The organism is Sorangium sp. So ce448 (genome assembly GCF_051520915.1).
Taxonomy (GTDB): domain Bacteria; phylum Myxococcota_A; class Polyangia; order Polyangiales; family Polyangiaceae; genus Sorangium; species Sorangium cellulosum_B.
Genome location: NZ_CP150343.1, coordinates 8,811,428 through 8,830,334 on the forward strand (window position 1 = coordinate 8,811,428; position 18,907 = coordinate 8,830,334).

The following is an 18,907-nucleotide window of genomic DNA, read 5'->3' on the forward strand; positions in this document are numbered from 1 at the left end:
GAACCGACGAGCTGCCCCGGGCTACCCCGCCGCCCCGGGCAGCGGCGCCAGCACGTCGGCGATCCTCGCGAGGCCGGCCACGTCGTGGATGTCGTACGGGAACGCCGGGACGTCGACGCGGACGCTGCCGGCGCTCTGCTCGTCTTCGAGCGCCGCCTCGAGGGCGATCAGGTTCAGCTGATCGAGCTTGCCCATGCGGCTCTCGTCCTTGGCGGCCTGAAGCAGGCGCGCCGCGGCGCCGGAGGCGAGCGCAAGGCTGCTCCCGTCGAGCGCGGCGGCGATCTCGCCGACGCCGGGGAGCGCGCCGTACACCGGGTGGACGCGGTTCACGACGAACGCGTCGCGGTGCATCTGCTGCTCGCGCAGGCGATCGGCGAAGTACAGCACCTCGCGCACGCAGAGCGGATCGGGCGTCGTGACGAGCACGTAGGCCACGTCGGGGCCGCGGAGCGCCGACGCCACCGCGTCGGCCCGCTGCTTCCAGCCGCCGAAGACCGCGTTCATCTCGCTGATGAACCCCGCGATCTGCTCGAGGAAGCCGCTGCCGGTCAGCTTGCCGATGCCCCGCAGCACCGCGGCGGTCGAGCGCGCCAGCAGGTTGAGCGAGAGCTTGCCGGAGCTCTGGAAGGCCTGCACGAACCACCGCGTCGCCGCGCCGTCGATGGCGCCGACGAGGCGCTCCGGCGCGTCGAGGAAATCCAGCGCGTTCGCCGTGGGCGGGGTGTCGAGCAGGACGAGGTCGTAGCTCGGGTCGCTCCTGACGGCGTAGAGCTTCTCCATCGCCATGTACTCCTGCGTGCCCGCGAGCGACGTGGAGATGTACTTGTAGAGGACGTTGCCGAGGATCCGGTCGCGCTGCTCGGGCGTGGGGGCGAGCGACGCGACGAGGCCGTCGAAGGTCGACTTCGTGTCGAGCATCATGACCGTCATCGAGCCGGGCACGTCGACCCCCGCCCTGGCGAAGCGGACGGGCTCGATCGTCTGCGCCTCGGTCGTCATCTCCTCGAGCCCGAGGCTCTGGGACAGCCGCCGCGCCGGATCGATCGTCAGGCAAAGGACGCGCTTGCCGCGGCGGGCAGCGGCCAGGCCGAGCGCTGCAGTCGTGGTCGTCTTGCCGACGCCGCCGCAGCCGACGCAGAGGATCACCCTGCGCGAGGCGAGCAGCGGGGCCAGACCGGCGTGGTCTGCCTGAAGGGAGGCGTCGGCGGGCGGGCTGTTCCGGGGGGGTGCGAGCGAGCCGGGCATTGCGCGCGACCTGAGGCCGCGGCCCCTTGTAGCACGAACCGGGGGGGCGCGAGCGCCCAGCCTGCGGCGTCGCGAGCGGCCAGCTGCGGCGCAGCGACCGCTCAGCCTGCGTCGGCGCGGCCGCTCAGGCGGCGCGGAGGATGCGCAAGCACCCCGCAGCGGCCCGGGCAATGGAGGCGCCACGCTCCGCCGTGCCGCCACGGCCGCAGAGCAGCACCTCGCCGCCCGACACCGAGAGGCTCTGGACCTCGACGTCGGCGGTGAGCGTGGCGATGCGCGAGCCGACCGCCGCGCTCTGCACCGCGTCCGGGTTGGCGAGGAGCGGGGCGTAGGCGGCGAGCTCCTCACACGCCGGCCACGCGCCCGCCCCGGCGACGAGGCAGCCGCTGTCGTCCACGAGGACCACGACGTCCAGGTTCGCCTCGGCGCGGGTCGTCGAGAGCTGGTAGTGCAGCGCGGTGACCGGATCGTCGCTGCGGCGGCGCCGCCGCTCGGAGGCGGGGATCCCCTCATCCAGGGCCGGTATGCCCTGCTCGACCGAGGGCGCGCCGGGATCGACCGGGCGCTCGGCGCGGCCTCCCGGCCTGCCGCCGCGCTGGCCGCCAGCGCAGCCGTCCGACGCGAGCTGAGGCACAAGCTGCTGGTTCGATAACGAGAGCGACACGAACACCTCCTCGACGCGAAGGATGGTCGCAGCGCACGAGGGCGGCCAACTTTGCTAAGTTCTGATCGACGATGCGCGGCTTCATCGATCTGCACTCCCACTGGGTCGCCGGCGTCGACGACGGCGCCCGCACCGTCGAGGAGAGCCTCGCCCTCCTCACCGCGCTCCGCGGCGCCGGGTTCGACACCGTCGTGGCGACGCCGCACATGCGCCCCGGGATGTTCGACAACACCCGGCACGGCCTCCAGGCCGCCTACGACGCGACCTGCGCCGCGCTGCGGGCCGCGGCCGGCGCGCGTGACCTGCCCGCGCTCGATCTGTCGTCGGAGCACTTCTTCGACGACATCGTCTTCCAGCGCCTCCTCGACGGCAGCGCCCTCCCCTTCCCGGGCGGCCGCGCCGCGCTCGTCGAGTTCCCGACCCGGAGCTTCCCCGCCCGGGCCGCGGAGCGGATCTTCGATCTCAGCCGCCGCAAGCTCCGCCCCGTCATCGCCCACCCGGAGCGCTACGAGCCCGTCTTCGACGACATCTCCTCGCTCGATCCGCTGCTCGACGCGGGCGCGGTGCTCCTCCTCGACGTCGCGGCGCTCACCGGCAAGTACGGGCGCACCCCCCGCCGGGCCGCCGAGCAGCTGATCGAGGCCGGCTACTACTACGCCGCGTGCAGCGACGCCCACGCCGCAAAGGACGTCCCCGACGTGCGCGACGGCATCAAGGCCCTCTTCGCCAGGGTCGGCGAGGAGGAGGCGAGCTTCATGCTCATCGACGGCCCGCGCGCGATCCTCGAAGGCACCGTCGACCCCTGAGGCCGTGATCCGCCCGCTCGCTTGACGGGCCGGCGCCCATCGCTATAAGCGAACGCCACGTTCACTATTCGCCATGGCGCAGTACCTCAAAGACAACGTCCAGGAGAGCATCACCTCCGCCGCGCTGACGATCTTCGCGCGGAAGGGGTACGAGAGCGCGACCATGGCCGAGATCGCCCGGGCGGCCGGCGTCTCGACGGGCAACATCTACAGGTACTTCGCGAACAAGGACGCGCTCTTCTACGGGATCGTCGACGACGGCTTCGCCCGCGCCTTCACGATCCTGCTGCGCCGCCGCGTGAAGGCGCTCGACGGCGTGGAGGACGTCCGGGCGCTCCCGCCGACGGCCACCTACCACCTGATCTCCGAGGAGCTCCTCCGCTTCTGCATCGAGAACAGGCTACGCGTCGTGATCCTCCTGGGGCGGGCCGGCGGCTCCAGGTACGAGCGGTTCTCCGAGGAGACCGTGGAACGCCTCATCGCGCTGGCGATCGAGCACTTCCGCGCCCTCGACCCATGCCTCTCGGTGACCGAGGCGATGCGGTTCAACCTGGACCAGATCTACCAGGGCTTCGTCAGGACGATGGTGAACACCCTCGCCCGCTTCGAGGACGAGGACGCCATCCGAGAAGCGGTCCACTGTTATTCGAAATACCACCTTGCCGGACTCAGGAGCTTCTTCGTGTAAGCTTCGCTTCGCCTCGCCTCAAAAGTGAACGAACCATTCATCATTCACCCATCGAGCTCGACCCCTCGCGGAGGCGAGGGGCGCAAGGAGGCCCATCATGCTGGAGAGCACGCTTGATCTGCCCGTCGAGGCGCGCGCCGTCCTCGAGGAAGAGGCCACGCTCCTCGAGCGCGTGCGCGCCGCGCTGGCCAGGGCCCAGGAGCGCGCCGCGCGCGCCTTCGGGCGCGCACCGCGCGAGCTCAGGTCCGTCGCGGCGCTCCGGGAGCTCCGCGACGAGGCCGCCGCGGCCTCGGCCGACGATCTGCCGGCGGTGCTCCTCGAGATGAGCGTGCGGCAGCGCCTTATCGAGCAGGAGCCCAGGGAGACGCTGCCCGACCCGCTCTGCCCGTACCTCGCCCACCTCCGAGTCGACGAGGGCAAAGGGGCGAAGGACTACCTGCTCGGCCACGCGACGTTCCTGGATCCGTCGGCCGACGTGCGCATCCTCGACTGGCGCGTCGCGCCGGTGGCGCAGATCTTCTACCGGTACCGCGAGGGCGACGAGTACGAGGAGGCCTTCCCGGGGCGCGTGGCCGAGGGCGTGGTGAAGGCGCGCCGCATCGTCGTCGTGGAGCGCGGCGCCCTCACCCAAATCGTGGGCGACGGCCTCGTCCTGACGCGGCGACGCGACGGGCGATGGACCCTCGCGGAGCGCGCGGCGCTCGCCATGCAGCCGGGCGGCGCGGGCACGGCCGCCCGACCCGGGAGCCTCGGCGTCGGCGCCGGCGCCGCGGACCACGCGAAGGCCGCGGAGGTCACCGCCCTGCTCGACGCCGACCAGTACGCCGCCGTGTGCGCGCCCCCCGAGCAGCCGCTCCTCGTGCTCGGCAGCGCCGGGAGCGGAAAGACGACCGTGGCGCTGCACCGCCTCGCCCGGATCGCCGCGCTCGATCCGGCGCGGTGCCCGCTCCCGGCCATGAACGTCGTCGTCCCCGAGGAGGGCCTCGCGCGCCTGTCGCGCCGCCTGCTCTCGCCGCTCGGCGCGGGGGAAGCCCAGGTGAAGACGCTCGACGCCTGGTCGTCGGCGACCGCGCGCGAGGTCTTCGGCAAGCCGATCGCCCTGTGCGACGATCCCCCGGCGCTCGTCTCCAGCCTCAAGCGCCACCCGGCGCTTTACCGCGCGTTGCGCGAGCGGTTCGCCAGGCTCGCCCCGGCGAACACGACGCTCCCGCGGCTGCGCCGCCGCCTCGCCGACCTCTTCACGGATCGAGGGTTCCTCGAGGGCGTCGTCGCCGCCTCGGGCGGGGACCTCCCCAGGAGCGCGGTCGAGGAGACCGTCCGGCACACCCTGCTGCAGATCGCCGAGCCGCTCGACCGGCAGCTCGCCTCGATCACCGTGGCCTCGATGAAGCGGGCGCTCGACGGCCGCGCCATCGCCGAAGGGACGCCGGACGAGCTCGCGGGGACGCTCGACATCGACGATCTGCCGATCCTGCTCTTCCTTCGCGCCGCTCGCCGCGGCCTGGACGGGGCGGGGTGGTCGCACCTCGTGCTCGACGAGGCCGAGGACTTCTCGCTGTTCGAGCTGTTCGTCCTGGGGAAGCTCCTTGGCGAGACGCGCAGCGTCACGCTCGCCGGCGACGAGGCGCAGCAGACCTCCTCGAGCTTCGCCGGGTGGGACGCGGCGCGAGCGGCGCTCGGCGTGGGCGACGCGGCGACCTGCCGCCTCGCGGTGTCGTACCGGTGCCCGCAGCCGGTGACGGAGCTCGCGCGGCGGCTCCTCGGCGAGCTCGCGCCCGAGGCGCCCGCGCGCGCGGCCCGGGACGGCGCGCCGGTCGGGCTCTTCCGCTTCCCGAGCGAGGCGCAGGCGCACCTGTTCCTCGCCGGCGCGCTCCGCGATCTCGTCGGACGGGAGCCCCGCGCCTCGGTGGCCGTCATCGCGCGGGACGCAGGCGCCGCGCGGGATCTCCACGCGCTGATCGCGGACCTGCCGGAGGCGAGGCTCGTGCTGGAGGGAGCGTTCTCGTTCGAGCCGGGCATCGACGTCACCGACGTGGACAGCGCGAAGGGGCTCGAGTTCGACTACGTCGTCGTGCCCGACGCGACCGCGGCGGCGTACCCGATGAACCACGAGGCCCGCCGTCGGCTCCACGTCGCGGTGACGCGGACGTCGCACCAGCTCTGGCTCATCTCCGGGGCGGCGTGGTCGCCGCTCCTCGGCGACGTGGGGGCGAGCTGACGCTCGCCGCGGCGCCCTGGGGGCGCGGCCCGGCCGGCGCGGAGACGGCGGCGGGAGGGAGCGGGCTGTCCCTCACCGCCGCGGTCCCGGCGAGCGCGACCCCGAGGACGGCGGCCCCGAACACCAGCAGCGCCTGCAGCCAGCGCCGCGGGGCGGGCGGAGGCTCCACCTCGTCGTCGGCCGAGCGGTCCCCGGGATCGAGCGACTCGAGCGCGGCGCGCAGCTGCTGCGTGCGGAGGTGGGACGCGTCGCCCAGGATCTGCGCGAGCCAGCCGGCGACGAGCGCGTCGTTGCCCGGGTTCGCGGCGCCCGGGATCGCCTCCTCGAGCGCGCGCATGAGCTTCGCGGCCGTCGCCGTGCGCGCGGTGGGCGACTTGGCGAGCGCCTCGGAGACGAGGCGATCGAGCGCGGGGGGGATCGGCTCGGGCGGCGGCGGCGCGCTCAGGCGCTCCGCGAACCCGCGCCGGGACGGGACCGCCCGCGACGACAGCGGCGCGGCAGGCCGCTCGCTCGCGATGTGGGTCATCGTGCTCTCGCTGTCGTCGGCCTGGAACGGATGAGCGCCCGACAGGAGCTCGTAGAGGAGCACCCCGACCCCGAAGAGATCGGACCGCCGATCGCACGGCTGCCCCCGGATGTGCTCCGGCGCCATGTACGGCGCGCTGCTCCGGAACAGGAACGCGCCCCCCTCGCCGCCCGCCGCGCCCACCGTTGAACCGCGCCCGCCGTCCCCGCGCAGCGCCTGCGGCCGTCGCTCGGACATCCCCCCTTCCTCGAGCTTCGCGATGCCGAAATCGACCATGCGGACGAGCCCCTCGGACGTGATGAGGACGTTGTCCGGCGAGACGTCGTAGTGCAGGAGCTCCCGGGGGTTGCCGCCCTCGTCCCGCAGCTCGTGCGCGGCGTCGAGGGCCGCGCAGATCTGGTAGGCGAGCCTCGCCGCGACGAGCACCGGCGCCGGGCGCCCGCGCGCGGCGCGCAGCACCGACGAGAGCGGCTCCCCGCTCACCCACTCCATGACATAGAAGAACGTGCCATCCGTCTCGCCCAGATCCACGACGGGCACCACGTTCGGGTGCCTGATGCGCGCGGCCAGCGCGGCTTCGTCGAGGAATGTCCGGACGGCATCGGGATCGGGCGAGAGCTCCGGGCGAAGCACCTTGATGGCGAAGAGCCGTTGAAACCCGTGCTCCCGCCTCAGACGCGCCGCCCAGACCTCGCCCACGTCGCCTGCGGCCACCCGCAGGACGAGCTCGTACCGGCCCAGGGAAAACCCCGGGAAAAAGCGCCCCCCGCCCCCCACGCGGAAGATGTGGCCCACAGTTGAAGAGCCCGCCAGTGCTCCCTGTGTGCGACGATCACGATTGTTGCCCTGGTTGTGAGACTCGACCTCAACAAGGAACCGCTTCCGACCGCGACATCACCGCCCTCCGGAGCGCCCGCCGGGCCAGCCCGCTGCTCGGACGTTTTCGGTCCTATCCCGGATGCGGGGGTCTTGCTTCCTGAACAACCGGACAGTAAAGCTGCCGGAAACTGTTGCCCCGCGCGTCGTGGGTCCACCCCCGCGGTCCCCCCGCCGTCGCCCCCCTCCTATCGCTCCCTCCCGAGGTACGCATGAGTGACGAGAAGAACACCAAGCAGAAGTCTGCCGCCCTCGAGCTCGCGATCGCCAGCGTCGAGAAGGAGTACGGCAAGGGGGCGATCATGCGCCTCAAGGACGGGCAGACGCTGCACGACGAGGTCGCGGCCGTGGCGACCGGCTCGCTCGGCCTGGACATCGCCCTCGGCATCGGCGGCTACCCGCGCGGCCGCATCGTCGAGGTCTACGGGCCGGAGTCGAGCGGCAAGACGACCCTCACCCTCCACGCCATCGCGGCCGTCCAGCGGGCGGGCGGGACGGCGGCCTTCATCGACGCCGAGCACGCCCTCGACGTGAACTACGCCAAGAAGCTCGGCGTGAAGACCGACGAGCTGCTCATCTCCCAGCCCGACTACGGCGAGCAGGCGCTCGAGATCGCCGACATGCTGGTCCGCTCGAACGCCGTCGACATCATCGTCGTCGACTCGGTCGCCGCGCTCGTCCCCAAGGCCGAGATCGAGGGCGACATGGGCGACAGCCACGTCGGCCTCCAGGCCCGGCTGATGAGCCAGGCGCTCCGCAAGCTGACCGGCACGACCTCGCGCTCGCAGTGCCTGCTGATGTTCATCAACCAGATCCGGATGAAGATCGGCGTCATGTTCGGCAGCCCCGAGACGACGAGCGGCGGCAACGCCCTCAAGTTCTACGCCTCGGTCCGGCTCGACATCCGCCGCATCGGCGCCATCAAGGAGGCCGCCGCGGGCGGCAAGGAGCCGGCGGTCGTCGGCAACCGGACCCGCGTGAAGGTCGTGAAGAACAAGATGGCTCCCCCGTTCCGCGAGGTGGAGTTCGACATCCTGTACGGCCAGGGCATCAGCCACAGCGGGGACGTCATCGACCTCGCGACCGAGGCGAGCATCATCGAGAAGAGCGGCTCCTGGTTCTCGTTCCAGGGCGAGCGCATCGGTCAGGGCCGGGAGAACGCCCGCACCTACCTCGAGCAGCACCCGGCGGTGCTCGACAAGATCGAGTCGATGGTCCTCGCGAAGCACGGGATCTCGCGCGTCGGCGGGGCCGCCCCGACGAACGGCGCCGCGAGCCCCGGCCCGAAGGGCGGAGCGGCTGCGGCGGAGGCCCCCGCGCAGGCGAAGGGTCGCGGCGAGGCAGCCTCGTCCGGCCAGGACGCCCGCCGTCCCCCGGGCAAGACGAACTGACGCCGGCCGCCACCGACGCCATGCACCTCTACGTGATGCGGCACGGCCCGGCGGAGGAGCGGGCGACCAGCGGGCGCGACGCGGACCGGAGGCTCACCCCCGAGGGCCGCGAGCGCGTGGCGCGGGTCTCGCTCGAGCTCCACCGCCTCCGGGGCGGCGCCCCGCTGCCGCTGGTGCTCGCGAGCCCCCTCGCGCGCGCGAGAGAGACCGCCGAGATCGCGGCGCCGATCTGCGGCGCGCCGGAGGTCGAGCTCCGGGACGAGCTCGCGCTCGACGCCGGGCTCCCGATCTCGCTGGTCGCCGCGCTCGCCCGAGGCGGCGCCGACGCGCTGCTCGTCGGGCACCAGCCGAACGTGGAGCACCTCGTCCGTACGCTCGTCGACACGCCCGGCCGGGGCGCGACAGCGCTGCTCCTCGCCGGCTTCTGTACTGCCCTGGTCGTCGCCCTCGAGCCGGAGCCTTCCCGGCACGCGCAGGGCCGCTGGCGCACGACGCAGATCCTCGATCCCCGGGCGCTCGCCTCGCGATGAGCGAGGCGGTACGCACACGCCGTGTCATGGCGGGAGAGAGAGCAGGAGCAGAAGACGCGCGTCCGAGGCGGAAGGCGGCCCGACCGGGGCAGGCGCTCGTGGCCTTCACCACAAACACATGAATTTGCAGTGGAAATCCAGATCACCGGCGAGCGGCGGCCGGGACGCCGTCCGTCTCCCTCCGGTGGGGCCGGCCACCCGCTTACATAGTCACAAATCCGAATGATTTCGATGTTCTCGGCCGCTCGCTTGACAAGGATCCCACCCGAGAATACGCCCAAATAAGGAGGATTGAGATGGCGGGACAGATGGCCTTCCCCTTCGCTCAACCCCCTCCAGGCCGTCTGTCGCGCAGCGGTGGGAAGGGCGCGGCGCGTACTTCCCTGCTGCCGCGTGTCGCCCGGGCGGTCGTCCGGGTGCCGGACCCCCGTCATCATCCGATCGACATCGATCTGCCGCCGGGCCAGCCGCACATCTACGTGCACGAGGGGGCGCGCCAGGCGCTCATCCGGCGGCTGGAGCTGGCCCAGAAGCGGCCGGTCCTCCTCTCGGTGACCGACAACTACCGGCAGATGATCTCCTCCTCGCTCCGGGAGGGCATCCTGCAGGCGCGCGTCCACCACATGTTCCTGGATGCGCCGGCGGTCGTGCAGGAGGCGCTCGTCCGGTACGTCGTGACGCAGGACCGCGCCGCCTCGCTCGTGGTCGGCCAGTACATCGACGAGAACGGCCACCGCATCCGGGCGAGCCGGCCGGTGAGCACGCCGCTCTCGACGCAGGGGCGGACGCACGACCTGCTGATCCTGTTCCAGAAGCTGAACCACGGGTACTTCGGCGGCGGGGTCGACGCGCTGATCACCTGGGGCAAGCGGACCAAGGCGCGGAAGCCGCGGCGCACCATCAAGCTCGGGAGCTACTCGGCGGTCGAGCGGCTGATCCGCATCCACCCCGTGCTCGACCGGCCCTGGGTCCCCCGCTACTTCATCTGTTACGTCATCTACCACGAGATGCTCCACCACGTGATGCCGGCGAGCCACGGCAACGGGCGCCGGATGCTCCATCCGCCCCAGTTCCTCGCCCGCGAGCGGCTCTTCCGCGACTACGAGCGCTCCCTCGCCTGGGAGCAGGACCACGTGGGGCGGCTCCTCCGCACCTGACGCATCCATCGCCTGCGGACGCACGTCATCCGGCGGCGTGTCGAGCGACGAACGCGACCAACGCAACGAACGCGACGAACCATTGCGCGAAGGTGCGGCTGGCTCTAAACCGGCGAACCCCCGTTCGGGCCGCGCCAGCCGGCGCCCCGTGGGCGACCCCGTAACCTCGAAAGTGTGGAAGGCCAGCGTGCAGGAGATTCTCACCCAGGAAGCGAGCCCCAAGCGGGCGATGGAGGCCCTCGAGTGGGCCGTCCAGCGAGCAGAGAAGGCCGAGGCCGAGCAGCCCGAAGCGGGCACCGAGCCACGCGCCTCGTCCAGGGTGATCTCCGGGCGGCCCGCCGACTTCAAGGCCGCGGCCGCCGCCTACCTGCCCGATGTCCGCAAGCTGCTCGACCGGGTCATGATGAGCGACGACGCCGAGGCCGGGCTCGACGCCCTGCTCGAGTCGGGCGCCCTCGCCGCGATGCTGCCCGAGGTCGAGGCGATGGTGGGCTTCGGCGACGGGGAGTGGCGCCACAAGGACGTCTGGAAGCACACGAAGCAGGTGGTGCGTCAGGCCGTCCCGAGGCTCGAGGTCCGCTGGGCGGCCCTGCTCCACGACATCGGCAAGACGAGGACGCGATCCATCTCGCCGACGGGCGAGGTCCACTTCTTCGGTCACGCCGAGGTCGGCGCGCGCATGTTCGACAAGATCGACCGGCGGCTGCCGCTCTTCACGAAGGAGGATGCGCTGAAGAACAGCATCCGCTTCCTGATCCTGCACCACCTCCGGGCGAGCCAGTACGACGCGTCGTGGACCGACAGCGCGGTGCGCCGGTTCGCCAAGGAGATGGGCGGCTGCCTGAAGGACGTGCTCGACCTGTCGCGGGCGGACATCACCACGAAGCGGCCCGAGAAGAAGCGGAAGGGGCTGAAGCAGATCAGCGAGCTCGCCGAGCGGGTGCTCCATGTCCAGGCGGAGGACGCGGTGGTGCCGCCGCTGCCGAGCGGCATCGGCGACGTCATCATGCATGCGTTCGGGCTGCCGCCGTCGCGGCGGATCGGCGAGATCAAGCGCGCGCTGGAGGAGGCGGTCGAGACGGGCGAGGTGGCGTCGCACCAGGAGGCGGACGTCTACATCGCGTTCCTCCGCGAGCACGCGGCGCGATTCGGGATCTGAGGGCGTAGAGCAGGGGGCCCGGGAGGGGGTGCCGGCTGCCCGGCCCCCCATGAACCAGGACGCTCAGCGCAGGGGCGCTTCGCAGGTGAGGCAGCGCTGGGGGACGCCTTCCTTGTGGTAGTGCTCGCCGCAACGACCGCAGAGACGAGCGTCGGCCTCGAAGGCGATCAGCTTGTCGGTCGCCTTGCAGCGGAGGCCGGCGACCTGCGGCGGCTCCAGCGGGCGCACCTCGCCGGCGGCATCGTCGGGCGGAGGCAGCGCGCCTTCCTTGATGTCCGCCGCTCGCGCGGGGATACGCACCCTCGCCTCGGCCAGCACGCGCGCGGCCGCCGGGAGGTGCGCTCGCAGCGGGATGGCGATCGCCGTGCCGCTGCCCTGGACCGTGAGCGCGGTCTCCGTGAGCAAGAGGCCCGTGACATCGTGCCAGCCGATGCGCTCGATCTCGCCAGGTCCGCTCTCCAGCCCCACCCCGGCATCACCGACGCGAAGCGACTTCATCGACCATTGACCGAAGAGCCCCACCGCCGCCCCGAGGAGCAAGGCGCCGAGGAGCAGGTACGTGGCTGCCGGGTGCGCGCCCGCGTCCTCACCCCGGAACCACTGGCCGTAAACACCCGCCCCGGCCAGCAGCGCCGCGACGGACATGCCGAGCATCGTGAGGCCGAGCTCGAGCGACGCCTTCGGCTCGAAGCGTCGCTCGCTCCGCGGATCGGTCCGCTGCCGCAACACGACCTCACCGCCCTGCCCCGTGGTCCCCGAACCCTTGCGCTTGCGCTTCACCGGTCTGTCGGCTGCCATTGGCGGCTTCCTATCGGAGGAGACGCCCGGACGCAAAGGGGCTCAGCCCAGGCCAGCGCTTCGCGCGGGCAGCCAGACGGGAGCCGCGCCCCGCCCCGCCCGCGCCCCGCGCGGCAAGGACGGAGAGGTATGCTGGGACAGTGATGCTCTCGATGCCCAACGCAGCGACGTACGTCCTGCCCGCGCTGGGCATCGGGATCGCAGCCCTCGCGATCCTGGGGCCAGGCGCGCCACGCGTGGCCACCGGCGTGCGGGTGTGGGGGGCGCCAGTCGCCGGAAGCGAGGCGCTGGCGCTCCGCGTCGAAGGGGTGCGCCGCCTCCACGGCGCCGACGATCCGGCGGCGATCCCGCAGATCGAGGTGAGCGCCACGTCCGCAGGGTCGCCGCTCGAGCGATGGACCGGCTCGCTCGACAAGGACGGCATCGGCGAGGCGCTGCTGCGCGCGCCAGCGGGGCTGCGGGAGCCGGTGACCGCGCGGATCGCGCTGGGTGGCGACACGCTCCTGGAGCGGCAGCTCCCGCTGCTGCCTCCGCTCTCAGGGGCGGACACGGGCGCGCTGCCAGGCGCGGCGCACGCGACCGCGCTGCCAGGCGCGGCGCACGGGGAGCTCCGCCTGCAGGTCACGGCGGCGCGGGGAGCCCTTGCAGCTCCGTTTCCGGAGCGGGTGCGGGTCGCGATCGAGACGCAGGACGGAACGCCCGCGGCAGGGGCTCGCCTCGAGGCGAGCGCCGTCGGGGCAGAGATCGCGGGGCGCGGCAGCGATCCGGCGCAGATCACGACCGATGCGCGCGGCGCCGCGGAGCTCACGCTCAAGCCGCTGGCGCACACGGTCGAGCTCACGCTCCGCGCGACCCACCCGGGGAGCGCACCGCCAGGGACACGGATCGCGAGCGGCACCTGGGAAGGGAAGCTGCCCGTGATCCCAGGAGCCATCTGGCTCGATCCGGGCGGTCTCGATGGCGAACGGCCCGAGCTCCGGTTGATCTCCCCGACGCCGAGGCCACGCGCCTACGTCTCGATCGGAGGTGTGCGCGGCCGTGCGCTCGGGACGATCGTCCCGCTCGCGGCGGACGGGGCGGGCTTCTTCTCGGGGAGGGTGATGCTCCCGGACGGCGCCGCGTCCGGGGAGGCGGACTGGGCCGTTGTCGCGAGCGACCCCTACGAGCAGGGCGCGGGCACGGTGGCCTGGCCGATCACGTCCGCGGCGGCGTCCGCCTCGCCGCGGCGCGTGGAGCTGCTCGCGGACGGGATGCCGGCGGCCGAGGCGCGCGAGCGGGCCCGCGCCTCGCATGCGCGGCGCGCTGGCCTCGGGGTCCTCACCGCCTCCGCGGTGGCGCAGGTGCTGCTGCTGGCGCTGCGATCCAGGACCGCACGGCGCCGCCTGGAGGCGCACGTCGCCGCCGCCTCGGGCGGCGAGGGCAAGGACGGGACCCATGGCGCGCCGCTGTCCAGGGAGGATCGCGACCGGCTGCTCGCCGCCGTGCGGGCGGAGCCGCTGCTGTCGGCGCTCGCCCTCGCCGCGCTCGTCGGGCTCTCCTTCGCGGCGGTCGCGGCGCTCGCCACGTTCCGATGACCCGAGGGCGCGTGCCGCCTCGTGGATTTGATCCGCGACGGGTCCCGAGCCGCTAGACTGGACGGCCAGGCGGCACGGGGCGGGAGGACGACAGACAGGGCATGTCCGAGCAGCAGCGGTACCGGGTCATCAAGCGCCTCGCCTCCGGAGGCATGGCGGAGGTCTTCGTCGCGGAGAGCGCGGGGATCGAAGGGTTCAAGAAGCAGGTCGCGATCAAGCGCGTCCTGCCGCAGCTCAGCAAGAAAGAGCAGTTCATCGCGATGTTCCTCGACGAGGCGCGCCTCTCGGCGCACCTCTCGCACTCGAACGTCGTGTCGGTGTTCGACATCGGCGTCGGCGACGGCACCTACTTCATCGTCATGGAGTACGTGGACGGCGCCGACCTGAGGGCCCTCCTCGATCACCAGAAGAAGGTCGGCCGGCCGATGACCGTCGAGGTCGCCGCCTTCATGGCCGCGAAGATGTGCCAGGGCCTCGCCTACGCGCACGATCTCGCGACCGGGGACGGGAAGCCGCTCCAGATCGTGCACCGGGACATCACGCCGGCCAACGTGCTCATCACCCGCTACGGCGAGGTGAAGATCGTGGACTTCGGGCTCGCGAAGGCGTCGAGCCAGCTCGCCGAGAGCGACGCGGGCATCATCAAGGGGAAGTTCGGCTACCTGGCGCCCGAGACGGTGCTCGAGCAGGGCGTCGACCAGCGCGTCGACATCTTCGCGCTCGGGATCATCCTCTGGGAGATGCTCGCAGGGCGCCGGCTGTTCCTCGGCGACTCCGACTACATCACGGTGCGGCTGGTGCGCGACGCGGTGATCCCCTCGCTCCAGCAGATCAACAGCGATGTGCCGCGCGAGCTGGAGCAGATCATCCGCCGGGCGCTCGCCCGCGACCCGGCGGCGCGCTACCTGTCGGCGCGCGAGCTCGGCCGCGACCTGACCCGCTTCCTCTACCGCTACGGCCGCCCGGTGAGCGAGGACGACGTCGCCTCGCTCGTGGAGCGCGCCAAGGGCGGGCCGGCGCGGGCGGTCGACGGGACGCAGAAGATCGCCGAGCTCATCGACATGATGCTCCTCGAGTTCAAGTCGCTCACGAAGGAGCCGACCGCCGGCGGCAGCGGGCTGAGCCTGCTGCCCACCCTGGAGGGCGCCGCGATCCTGACGCACGGGAACGAGCACCCGAGCTCGCCGCCCCCGCGCAGCGAGGGGCCGCTCGGGGGGCTCGCCGACGAGCTGGAAGGCCCGGACTCGCTCCACCAGGACGAGTCCTCGTCCTCGGTGACGGCCTGGTTCCGGGGGCTCATTCCGCGCTAGATCCCGTGCAGGGAGGCCAGCGACGTGACGTCCGCGCCGCCGCGCTGTCCCCCATGACCGGTCACCGGCCAGGGGAGCGTTCCTCCGGCCCACAGCAAAGGCAAAGAGAAGATGAGCGTCGAGATTGGTAAGCCGTTTCCGCGCTTCGCCCTGCCGAACCAGGACGGCAAGACCGTGAAGCTCGAGGATTTCGCGGGCAAATGGCTCGTCCTCTACGTCTATCCAAAGGACGACACGCCGGGATGCACGATCCAGGGCAAGTCGTTCACGGCCTCCAAGGCCGATTTCGACGACGCCAACATCGCCGTGGTCGGCGTCAGCGAGGACGACGTCACGTCGCACAAGAGCTTCTGCGACAAGTTCTCGTTCACCATCGACCTGCTCGCCGACACGCGCCACGAGCTGCTCAAGGCCGCGGGCGTCGGGCAGAGCGAGTGGAAAGGCACCCTGTACTGGGACCGGACGACATTCGTCATCGATCCGTCGGGCGTGCTGCGAAAAACCTACCTGAAGGTGAAGCCCGACGGGCACGAGCAGGCCCTCCTCAAGGACATCGCGGAGCTCAAGGCCCAGGCCTGAACGCCGCGACCGCCTGCGAGGGCAGGGCGCACGGAGGAGGGCGCTCCGCCCGCGCAAAAACTTGCTCACGCTGGATTTGCTGGCATGTCGCCCCTACCCTGTCGCCCTTGTGGCACCACGCCCTCCTTTCGCTCGCGGTCGAATCGTATCGCTCACGATCTTCGCGGTGATCGCCGCGGCGGCGATCGCGAGCGCTTCCGTGGTGGGCGCCTGTAAAGGCGCCGGGGGCGGCGGGTCCGTCGGCTCGAGTACGGGCGACGCCAGCGGCTGTCCGATGGGGCCAAGACAGGCGCTGTTCACCATCACCGTGCGCGCGAGAGGCGCCACCGTCCCGCCGGACACCACCGTTCACATCGCGTGGAGCGCCGCGGACGAGCCGATCTTCGTCCTGAGCGATCCGACCACATGGAAGACGCTCGACGAGGCCAACCTGGTGTGCGCCGTCGATCGCGCACAGCCGCCTCCCGAAGCGCTGGAGACGCTCGTCTGCGAGCTGTGGACGGCCGGGGTGACGTGGGTGAAGATCTCGGGGACAGGCTACGACGACTTCGAGCAGACGCTCGCGCCCGTCATGAACGACGAGTGCGAGAGCTTCCTGCCTCAGAACGTCGATATCGAGCTCGTCCCGGCGGTGGACGGGGGCACGGGCGAGTAGCCGGTAGCCGGAGGGCGGCGGACCGGGGCGATGTGATCGCTGCCAAGCCCAGGCGCGCTCTCCTGTCGAAGGCAGCATGCGCCCCCAACTGCTCTTTCCCCTGCTTCTTCCCGCCTTCCTCTCCGCTTGCAGCTCAGCTCCGGAGGCCAAGGCCCCGGCGCCCGGCGGGCAGACGTTCCCCGAGGCGGTCGCGATGATGTGCGACGTCGACAGGAGAGCCGGGCTCGACCCGGAGGCCGATCCGATCAGCGTCGGGCAGATGCGGTCGGCTTGGATCACAGAGCACGTGGAGAGCCCCGATGGAATCGAGCTCCGCACGATGCTCAGCGTGAAAGGGGCCGCAGAGCAGGGCGCGATGTTGCGCGAAGAGGCCAAGAAGGCAGGACTCGCGCGCTGCGCGCTCGCGGACTCGCTGGAGGCGGACGGGACAGGCGGGCTATCGCCATGAGGCGGTCCCATTGAGGCATCTCGGGACGTGATCACGGCTTTGATGCGCTGCTCCAGCTCTCCACCGCTGGCCGCTCACGCTCTCACGAAGACATCTGGAGACCGTGTCTCATCGGCTCGCCGGGCCGCTTTCGTCCGCCGTCAGGAGAGCACTTCCGTGGCATCCTTCGCCGCGAAAACGTTATCGATCCAGCGGTCGAGGGTCGTGATGTCCATGCATGCCTGGATGCGCGCGCTCTCGCACTCGGCGAGCACGATCCCTGCGCGCGCGAGAAGCCGGAGCAGCGTGCCCCTCTTGGCCTTGAGCTCGCCCTCACGCAGGCCCTCGAGCTTGCCGCGATCGATGAGCTTCTGCACGAACGGGGGGAAATTTGCCTCGCCTTCGATCTGCCGTTCCATGACCAACGCCTCCAGAGCCCGCCGCATGGGCTCACGCAACGCGTTCCAGATGACCTGAAAATAGACCGCCGCGTGCTCCTGGTCGAGCCGGCCGAGGGCGGCGAGCGCGGCCTGGACCACGTTGAGCCCGCTCGGCCCGTTGCCGTGCACCACGGCCGAGAGCACGGCGAGTTCGATCTCATTCTCCGCCTCGTTCGGGTCGGTGATCTCGGGGACCACGGCTGGACCGAGCACCAGCGGCTCGACGTGGCCCAGCCCCAGGCCGAGGTCGATGTTCTCCGCCGCCCAGGTGGCCACGCCCGCGTCCGGCGCCACGACAAGGACGACCGTGCCGCAGCGCTTCCTGGCGCGCACGACCGTGACGTACGTCGGCCACGAGAACTTCTTGTCGGGATCCTCGTCGCGCTGGACCTCGAGGACGATCGCCAGCGCGAGCGCGCCGCTCGCGTCTCGAAGCTCGAGCACCAGGTCGGCGCGGAACTCGACTGGGATGAGCTGGTCGAGCGACGACTCGACCACCGCAACCGAGGTGTGCGGCGGTACCTCGACGTGGAAGAGCGTCGCGAGAAAGCGGGGCGCGAGCTCCGGGTGCTCACGGAAGATCTCGACGAGGGCGTTGTGCTCGAGCGTCGGCATGACGAGGGGTCTCGAGCACGCACCGTGCCGAGACGAAACGACGGGAACTCGCGAGGAGAGAGCCGACTCCGGGGTGGCGGCGCCATGGCGGACCTGCGAAGAAGCTCTCCGTCACGGAAAGGCGGCGGCCTATCGAAGCTCGAGAGAGCACGCCCTGGTGACGATCCTCCCACGGGCTCACCGCCCCAGAACCGCGGCGGCCCCCATCGCCCCCACCGCCCTCGCCGCCGCTAACGAGAGGCGCCCTCACTTCGCCGGGTGGCGAGCACCTCCCGCTCTGGCGCCACCTCGCTGGCTCGCCCTCCCCTCCCCGCCTATCCTGATCTCATGGCCGCGCCGACCCCTCTCCGCCTCGCCTGGGCGACCGACGTCCACCTCAACTTCCTCTCCCGCGAGGACCTCGCCGCCTTCTGCTCCACCCTCGCGGCCACCGCCTCCGATGCCGTCCTCTTCACCGGCGACATCGCGGAAGCCACGAGCCTCCGCCCCCTCCTCGAGACCGTCGCCCAGGCCATCGAGCGCCCGCTCTACTTCGTCCTCGGCAACCACGATTTCTACCGCGGGAGCATCGCCGCCGTGCGCACGATGGCCGCCGAGCTCTCGGTCACCTCCCCGTGGCTCCGGTGGCTCCCGTCGATCCCCCACGTCGAGCTCGGCCCGGACACCGCCCTCGTCGGGCACGACGGCTGGGCCGACGCCCGCCTCGGCAATTACGAGAGATCGCCCGTCATGCTCAACGATTACGTGCTCATCCAGGAGCTCACCTCCCTCGACCGGCGCCGCCGGAGAGAGGCCCTCCACCGCCTCGGCGACGAGGCCGCGGAGTACCTGCGCCGCGTCCTGCCCGTGGCCCTCGAGCGGTACCGGCGCGTCATCGTCGCCACCCACGTCCCCCCGTTCAAGGAGGCCTGCTGGCACGAAGGCCAGATCTCCAACGACGATTGGCTCCCCCATTTCACCTGCAAGGCCACAGGCGAGGTGATCCGCGGGGCCGCCGTGCGGTACCCGGAGCGGCAGATCGAGGTGCTCTGCGGCCATACGCACGGCGCCGGCGTGGCGGAGATCCTCCCGAACCTCGTTGTGCGCACCGGCGGCGCCGAATACTACGAGCCCGCGGTGCAAGGCGTCATCACGACCGCGTAGGCCACCATCGCGCCGCGCGCCCCGGCTCCCCACCGGACCACTGCCCTCGCGGGCATCCATCCCAGGTACCCACCTCCTCCGGCACGACGTATCCTGCGCGTCCACG

18 protein-coding genes are annotated in these 18,907 nt (G+C 71.8%); 13 read left to right on the forward strand and 5 right to left on the reverse strand.

The annotated features are described in order from the left end of the window. Positions 1–21 precede the first annotated feature (21 nt). Complete coding sequence (locus WMF45_RS33235; protein WP_437709153.1) at positions 22–1,245, reverse strand: ArsA family ATPase; 1,224 nt, start codon at positions 1,243–1,245, stop codon at positions 22–24. A 124-nt stretch (positions 1,246–1,369) separates the two neighbouring features. Further along, positions 1,370–1,909 (reverse strand): hypothetical protein, encoded by a 540-nt coding sequence (locus WMF45_RS33240; protein WP_437709155.1) that lies wholly within the window; start codon positions 1,907–1,909, stop codon positions 1,370–1,372. Between the two features lie 71 nt (positions 1,910–1,980). On the opposite strand from WMF45_RS33240, the gene WMF45_RS33245 reads away from it, so the two are divergent. The 3 genes from WMF45_RS33245 to WMF45_RS33255 all read left to right on the forward strand — a co-directional run bounded on the left by WMF45_RS33245 (position 1,981) and on the right by WMF45_RS33255 (position 5,621). Then, positions 1,981–2,715, forward strand: coding sequence for a tyrosine-protein phosphatase (locus WMF45_RS33245; protein WP_437709157.1), 735 nt, complete (start codon positions 1,981–1,983; stop codon positions 2,713–2,715). A gap of 73 nt (positions 2,716–2,788) precedes the next feature. Next, positions 2,789–3,403, forward strand: a complete 615-nt coding sequence (locus WMF45_RS33250) for a TetR/AcrR family transcriptional regulator (protein ID WP_437709158.1) — start codon at positions 2,789–2,791, stop codon at positions 3,401–3,403. Between the two features lie 97 nt (positions 3,404–3,500). Continuing rightward, the gene (locus WMF45_RS33255) at positions 3,501–5,621 is read left to right on the forward strand and encodes an ATP-binding domain-containing protein (protein WP_437709160.1); all 2,121 of its coding nucleotides are present in this window, start codon (positions 3,501–3,503) and stop codon (positions 5,619–5,621) included. Here WMF45_RS33255 and WMF45_RS33260 read toward each other — a convergent pair. Next, on the reverse strand, positions 5,569–6,942 hold the full coding sequence (locus tag WMF45_RS33260; protein WP_437709162.1) for a protein kinase domain-containing protein: 1,374 nt from the start codon (positions 6,940–6,942) through the stop codon (positions 5,569–5,571). The genes WMF45_RS33255 and WMF45_RS33260 overlap by 53 nt on opposite strands. 293 nt (positions 6,943–7,235) lie before the next feature. On the opposite strand from WMF45_RS33260, the gene recA reads away from it, so the two are divergent. From recA to WMF45_RS33280, 4 genes are all read left to right on the forward strand, one after another. Further along, on the forward strand, positions 7,236–8,414 hold the full coding sequence (gene recA / locus WMF45_RS33265; RefSeq protein ID WP_437709164.1) for a recombinase RecA: 1,179 nt from the start codon (positions 7,236–7,238) through the stop codon (positions 8,412–8,414). Positions 8,415–8,434: 20 nt separating this feature from the next. After that, positions 8,435–8,944, forward strand: a complete 510-nt coding sequence (locus WMF45_RS33270; RefSeq protein WP_437709166.1) for a SixA phosphatase family protein — start codon at positions 8,435–8,437, stop codon at positions 8,942–8,944. Positions 8,945–9,360: 416 nt separating this feature from the next. Next, complete coding sequence (locus WMF45_RS33275) at positions 9,361–10,101, forward strand: hypothetical protein (RefSeq protein ID WP_437543046.1); 741 nt, start codon at positions 9,361–9,363, stop codon at positions 10,099–10,101. 187 nt (positions 10,102–10,288) lie between these two features. After that, entirely contained in the window at positions 10,289–11,260 is a 972-nt protein-coding gene (locus WMF45_RS33280; RefSeq protein WP_437709168.1) for an HDIG domain-containing metalloprotein, read from the forward strand. A gap of 63 nt (positions 11,261–11,323) precedes the next feature. Here WMF45_RS33280 and WMF45_RS33285 read toward each other — a convergent pair whose 3' ends face one another. Continuing rightward, on the reverse strand, positions 11,324–12,058 hold the full coding sequence (locus WMF45_RS33285) for a hypothetical protein (RefSeq protein ID WP_437709170.1): 735 nt from the start codon (positions 12,056–12,058) through the stop codon (positions 11,324–11,326). A 143-nt stretch (positions 12,059–12,201) separates the two neighbouring features. Here WMF45_RS33285 and WMF45_RS33290 point away from each other — a divergent pair, with 143 nt between their 5' ends. The 5 genes from WMF45_RS33290 (at position 12,202) to WMF45_RS33310 (ending at position 16,624) form a co-directional block, all read left to right on the forward strand. Then, a complete protein-coding gene (locus WMF45_RS33290) occupies positions 12,202–13,632 on the forward strand; it encodes a hypothetical protein (RefSeq protein ID WP_437709172.1) in 1,431 nt (476 codons plus the stop codon). Positions 13,633–13,733: 101 nt separating this feature from the next. Then, entirely contained in the window at positions 13,734–14,942 is a 1,209-nt protein-coding gene (locus WMF45_RS33295; RefSeq protein ID WP_437709173.1) for a serine/threonine protein kinase, read from the forward strand. A gap of 111 nt (positions 14,943–15,053) precedes the next feature. Continuing rightward, a complete protein-coding gene (locus WMF45_RS33300) occupies positions 15,054–15,521 on the forward strand; it encodes a peroxiredoxin (RefSeq protein ID WP_437709175.1) in 468 nt (155 codons plus the stop codon). Positions 15,522–15,687: 166 nt separating this feature from the next. Next, positions 15,688–16,176, forward strand: coding sequence for a hypothetical protein (locus tag WMF45_RS33305; protein ID WP_437709177.1), 489 nt, complete (start codon positions 15,688–15,690; stop codon positions 16,174–16,176). 76 nt (positions 16,177–16,252) lie between these two features. Further along, the gene (locus WMF45_RS33310) at positions 16,253–16,624 is read left to right on the forward strand and encodes a hypothetical protein (RefSeq protein ID WP_437709179.1); all 372 of its coding nucleotides are present in this window, start codon (positions 16,253–16,255) and stop codon (positions 16,622–16,624) included. Between the two features lie 140 nt (positions 16,625–16,764). On the opposite strand, the gene WMF45_RS33315 is transcribed toward WMF45_RS33310, so the two are convergent. Next, positions 16,765–17,658, reverse strand: coding sequence for a hypothetical protein (locus tag WMF45_RS33315; RefSeq protein ID WP_437709181.1), 894 nt, complete (start codon positions 17,656–17,658; stop codon positions 16,765–16,767). 327 nt (positions 17,659–17,985) lie between these two features. On the opposite strand from WMF45_RS33315, the gene WMF45_RS33320 reads away from it, so the two are divergent. Beyond that, positions 17,986–18,801 carry a metallophosphoesterase family protein gene (locus WMF45_RS33320; protein WP_437709183.1) on the forward strand — a complete coding sequence of 272 codons (816 nt, stop codon included), beginning with the start codon at positions 17,986–17,988 and terminating at the stop codon, positions 18,799–18,801. The last annotated feature ends 106 nt before the right edge of the window (positions 18,802–18,907 follow it).

Excerpts from the sequence above, each read along its gene's own strand:
- WMF45_RS33320 (WP_437709183.1), top strand. The coding sequence starts at position 17,986 with ATGGCCGCGCCGACCCCTCTCCGCCTCGCCTGGGCGACCGACGTCCAC.
- WMF45_RS33245 (WP_437709157.1), top strand. The coding sequence starts at position 1,981 with ATGCGCGGCTTCATCGATCTGCACTCCCACTGGGTCGCCGGCGTCGAC.
- WMF45_RS33295 (WP_437709173.1), top strand. The coding sequence starts at position 13,734 with ATGTCCGAGCAGCAGCGGTACCGGGTCATCAAGCGCCTCGCCTCCGGA.
- WMF45_RS33235 (WP_437709153.1), bottom strand. The coding sequence starts at position 1,245 with ATGCCCGGCTCGCTCGCACCCCCCCGGAACAGCCCGCCCGCCGACGCC.
- WMF45_RS33315 (WP_437709181.1), bottom strand. The coding sequence starts at position 17,658 with ATGCCGACGCTCGAGCACAACGCCCTCGTCGAGATCTTCCGTGAGCAC.
- WMF45_RS33270 (WP_437709166.1), top strand. The coding sequence starts at position 8,435 with ATGCACCTCTACGTGATGCGGCACGGCCCGGCGGAGGAGCGGGCGACC.
- WMF45_RS33285 (WP_437709170.1), bottom strand. The coding sequence starts at position 12,058 with ATGGCAGCCGACAGACCGGTGAAGCGCAAGCGCAAGGGTTCGGGGACC.
- WMF45_RS33250 (WP_437709158.1), top strand. The coding sequence starts at position 2,789 with ATGGCGCAGTACCTCAAAGACAACGTCCAGGAGAGCATCACCTCCGCC.
- WMF45_RS33310 (WP_437709179.1), top strand. The coding sequence starts at position 16,253 with ATGCGCCCCCAACTGCTCTTTCCCCTGCTTCTTCCCGCCTTCCTCTCC.
- WMF45_RS33300 (WP_437709175.1), top strand. The coding sequence starts at position 15,054 with ATGAGCGTCGAGATTGGTAAGCCGTTTCCGCGCTTCGCCCTGCCGAAC.
- WMF45_RS33255 (WP_437709160.1), top strand. The coding sequence starts at position 3,501 with ATGCTGGAGAGCACGCTTGATCTGCCCGTCGAGGCGCGCGCCGTCCTC.
- WMF45_RS33290 (WP_437709172.1), top strand. The coding sequence starts at position 12,202 with ATGCTCTCGATGCCCAACGCAGCGACGTACGTCCTGCCCGCGCTGGGC.
- recA (WP_437709164.1), top strand. The coding sequence starts at position 7,236 with ATGAGTGACGAGAAGAACACCAAGCAGAAGTCTGCCGCCCTCGAGCTC.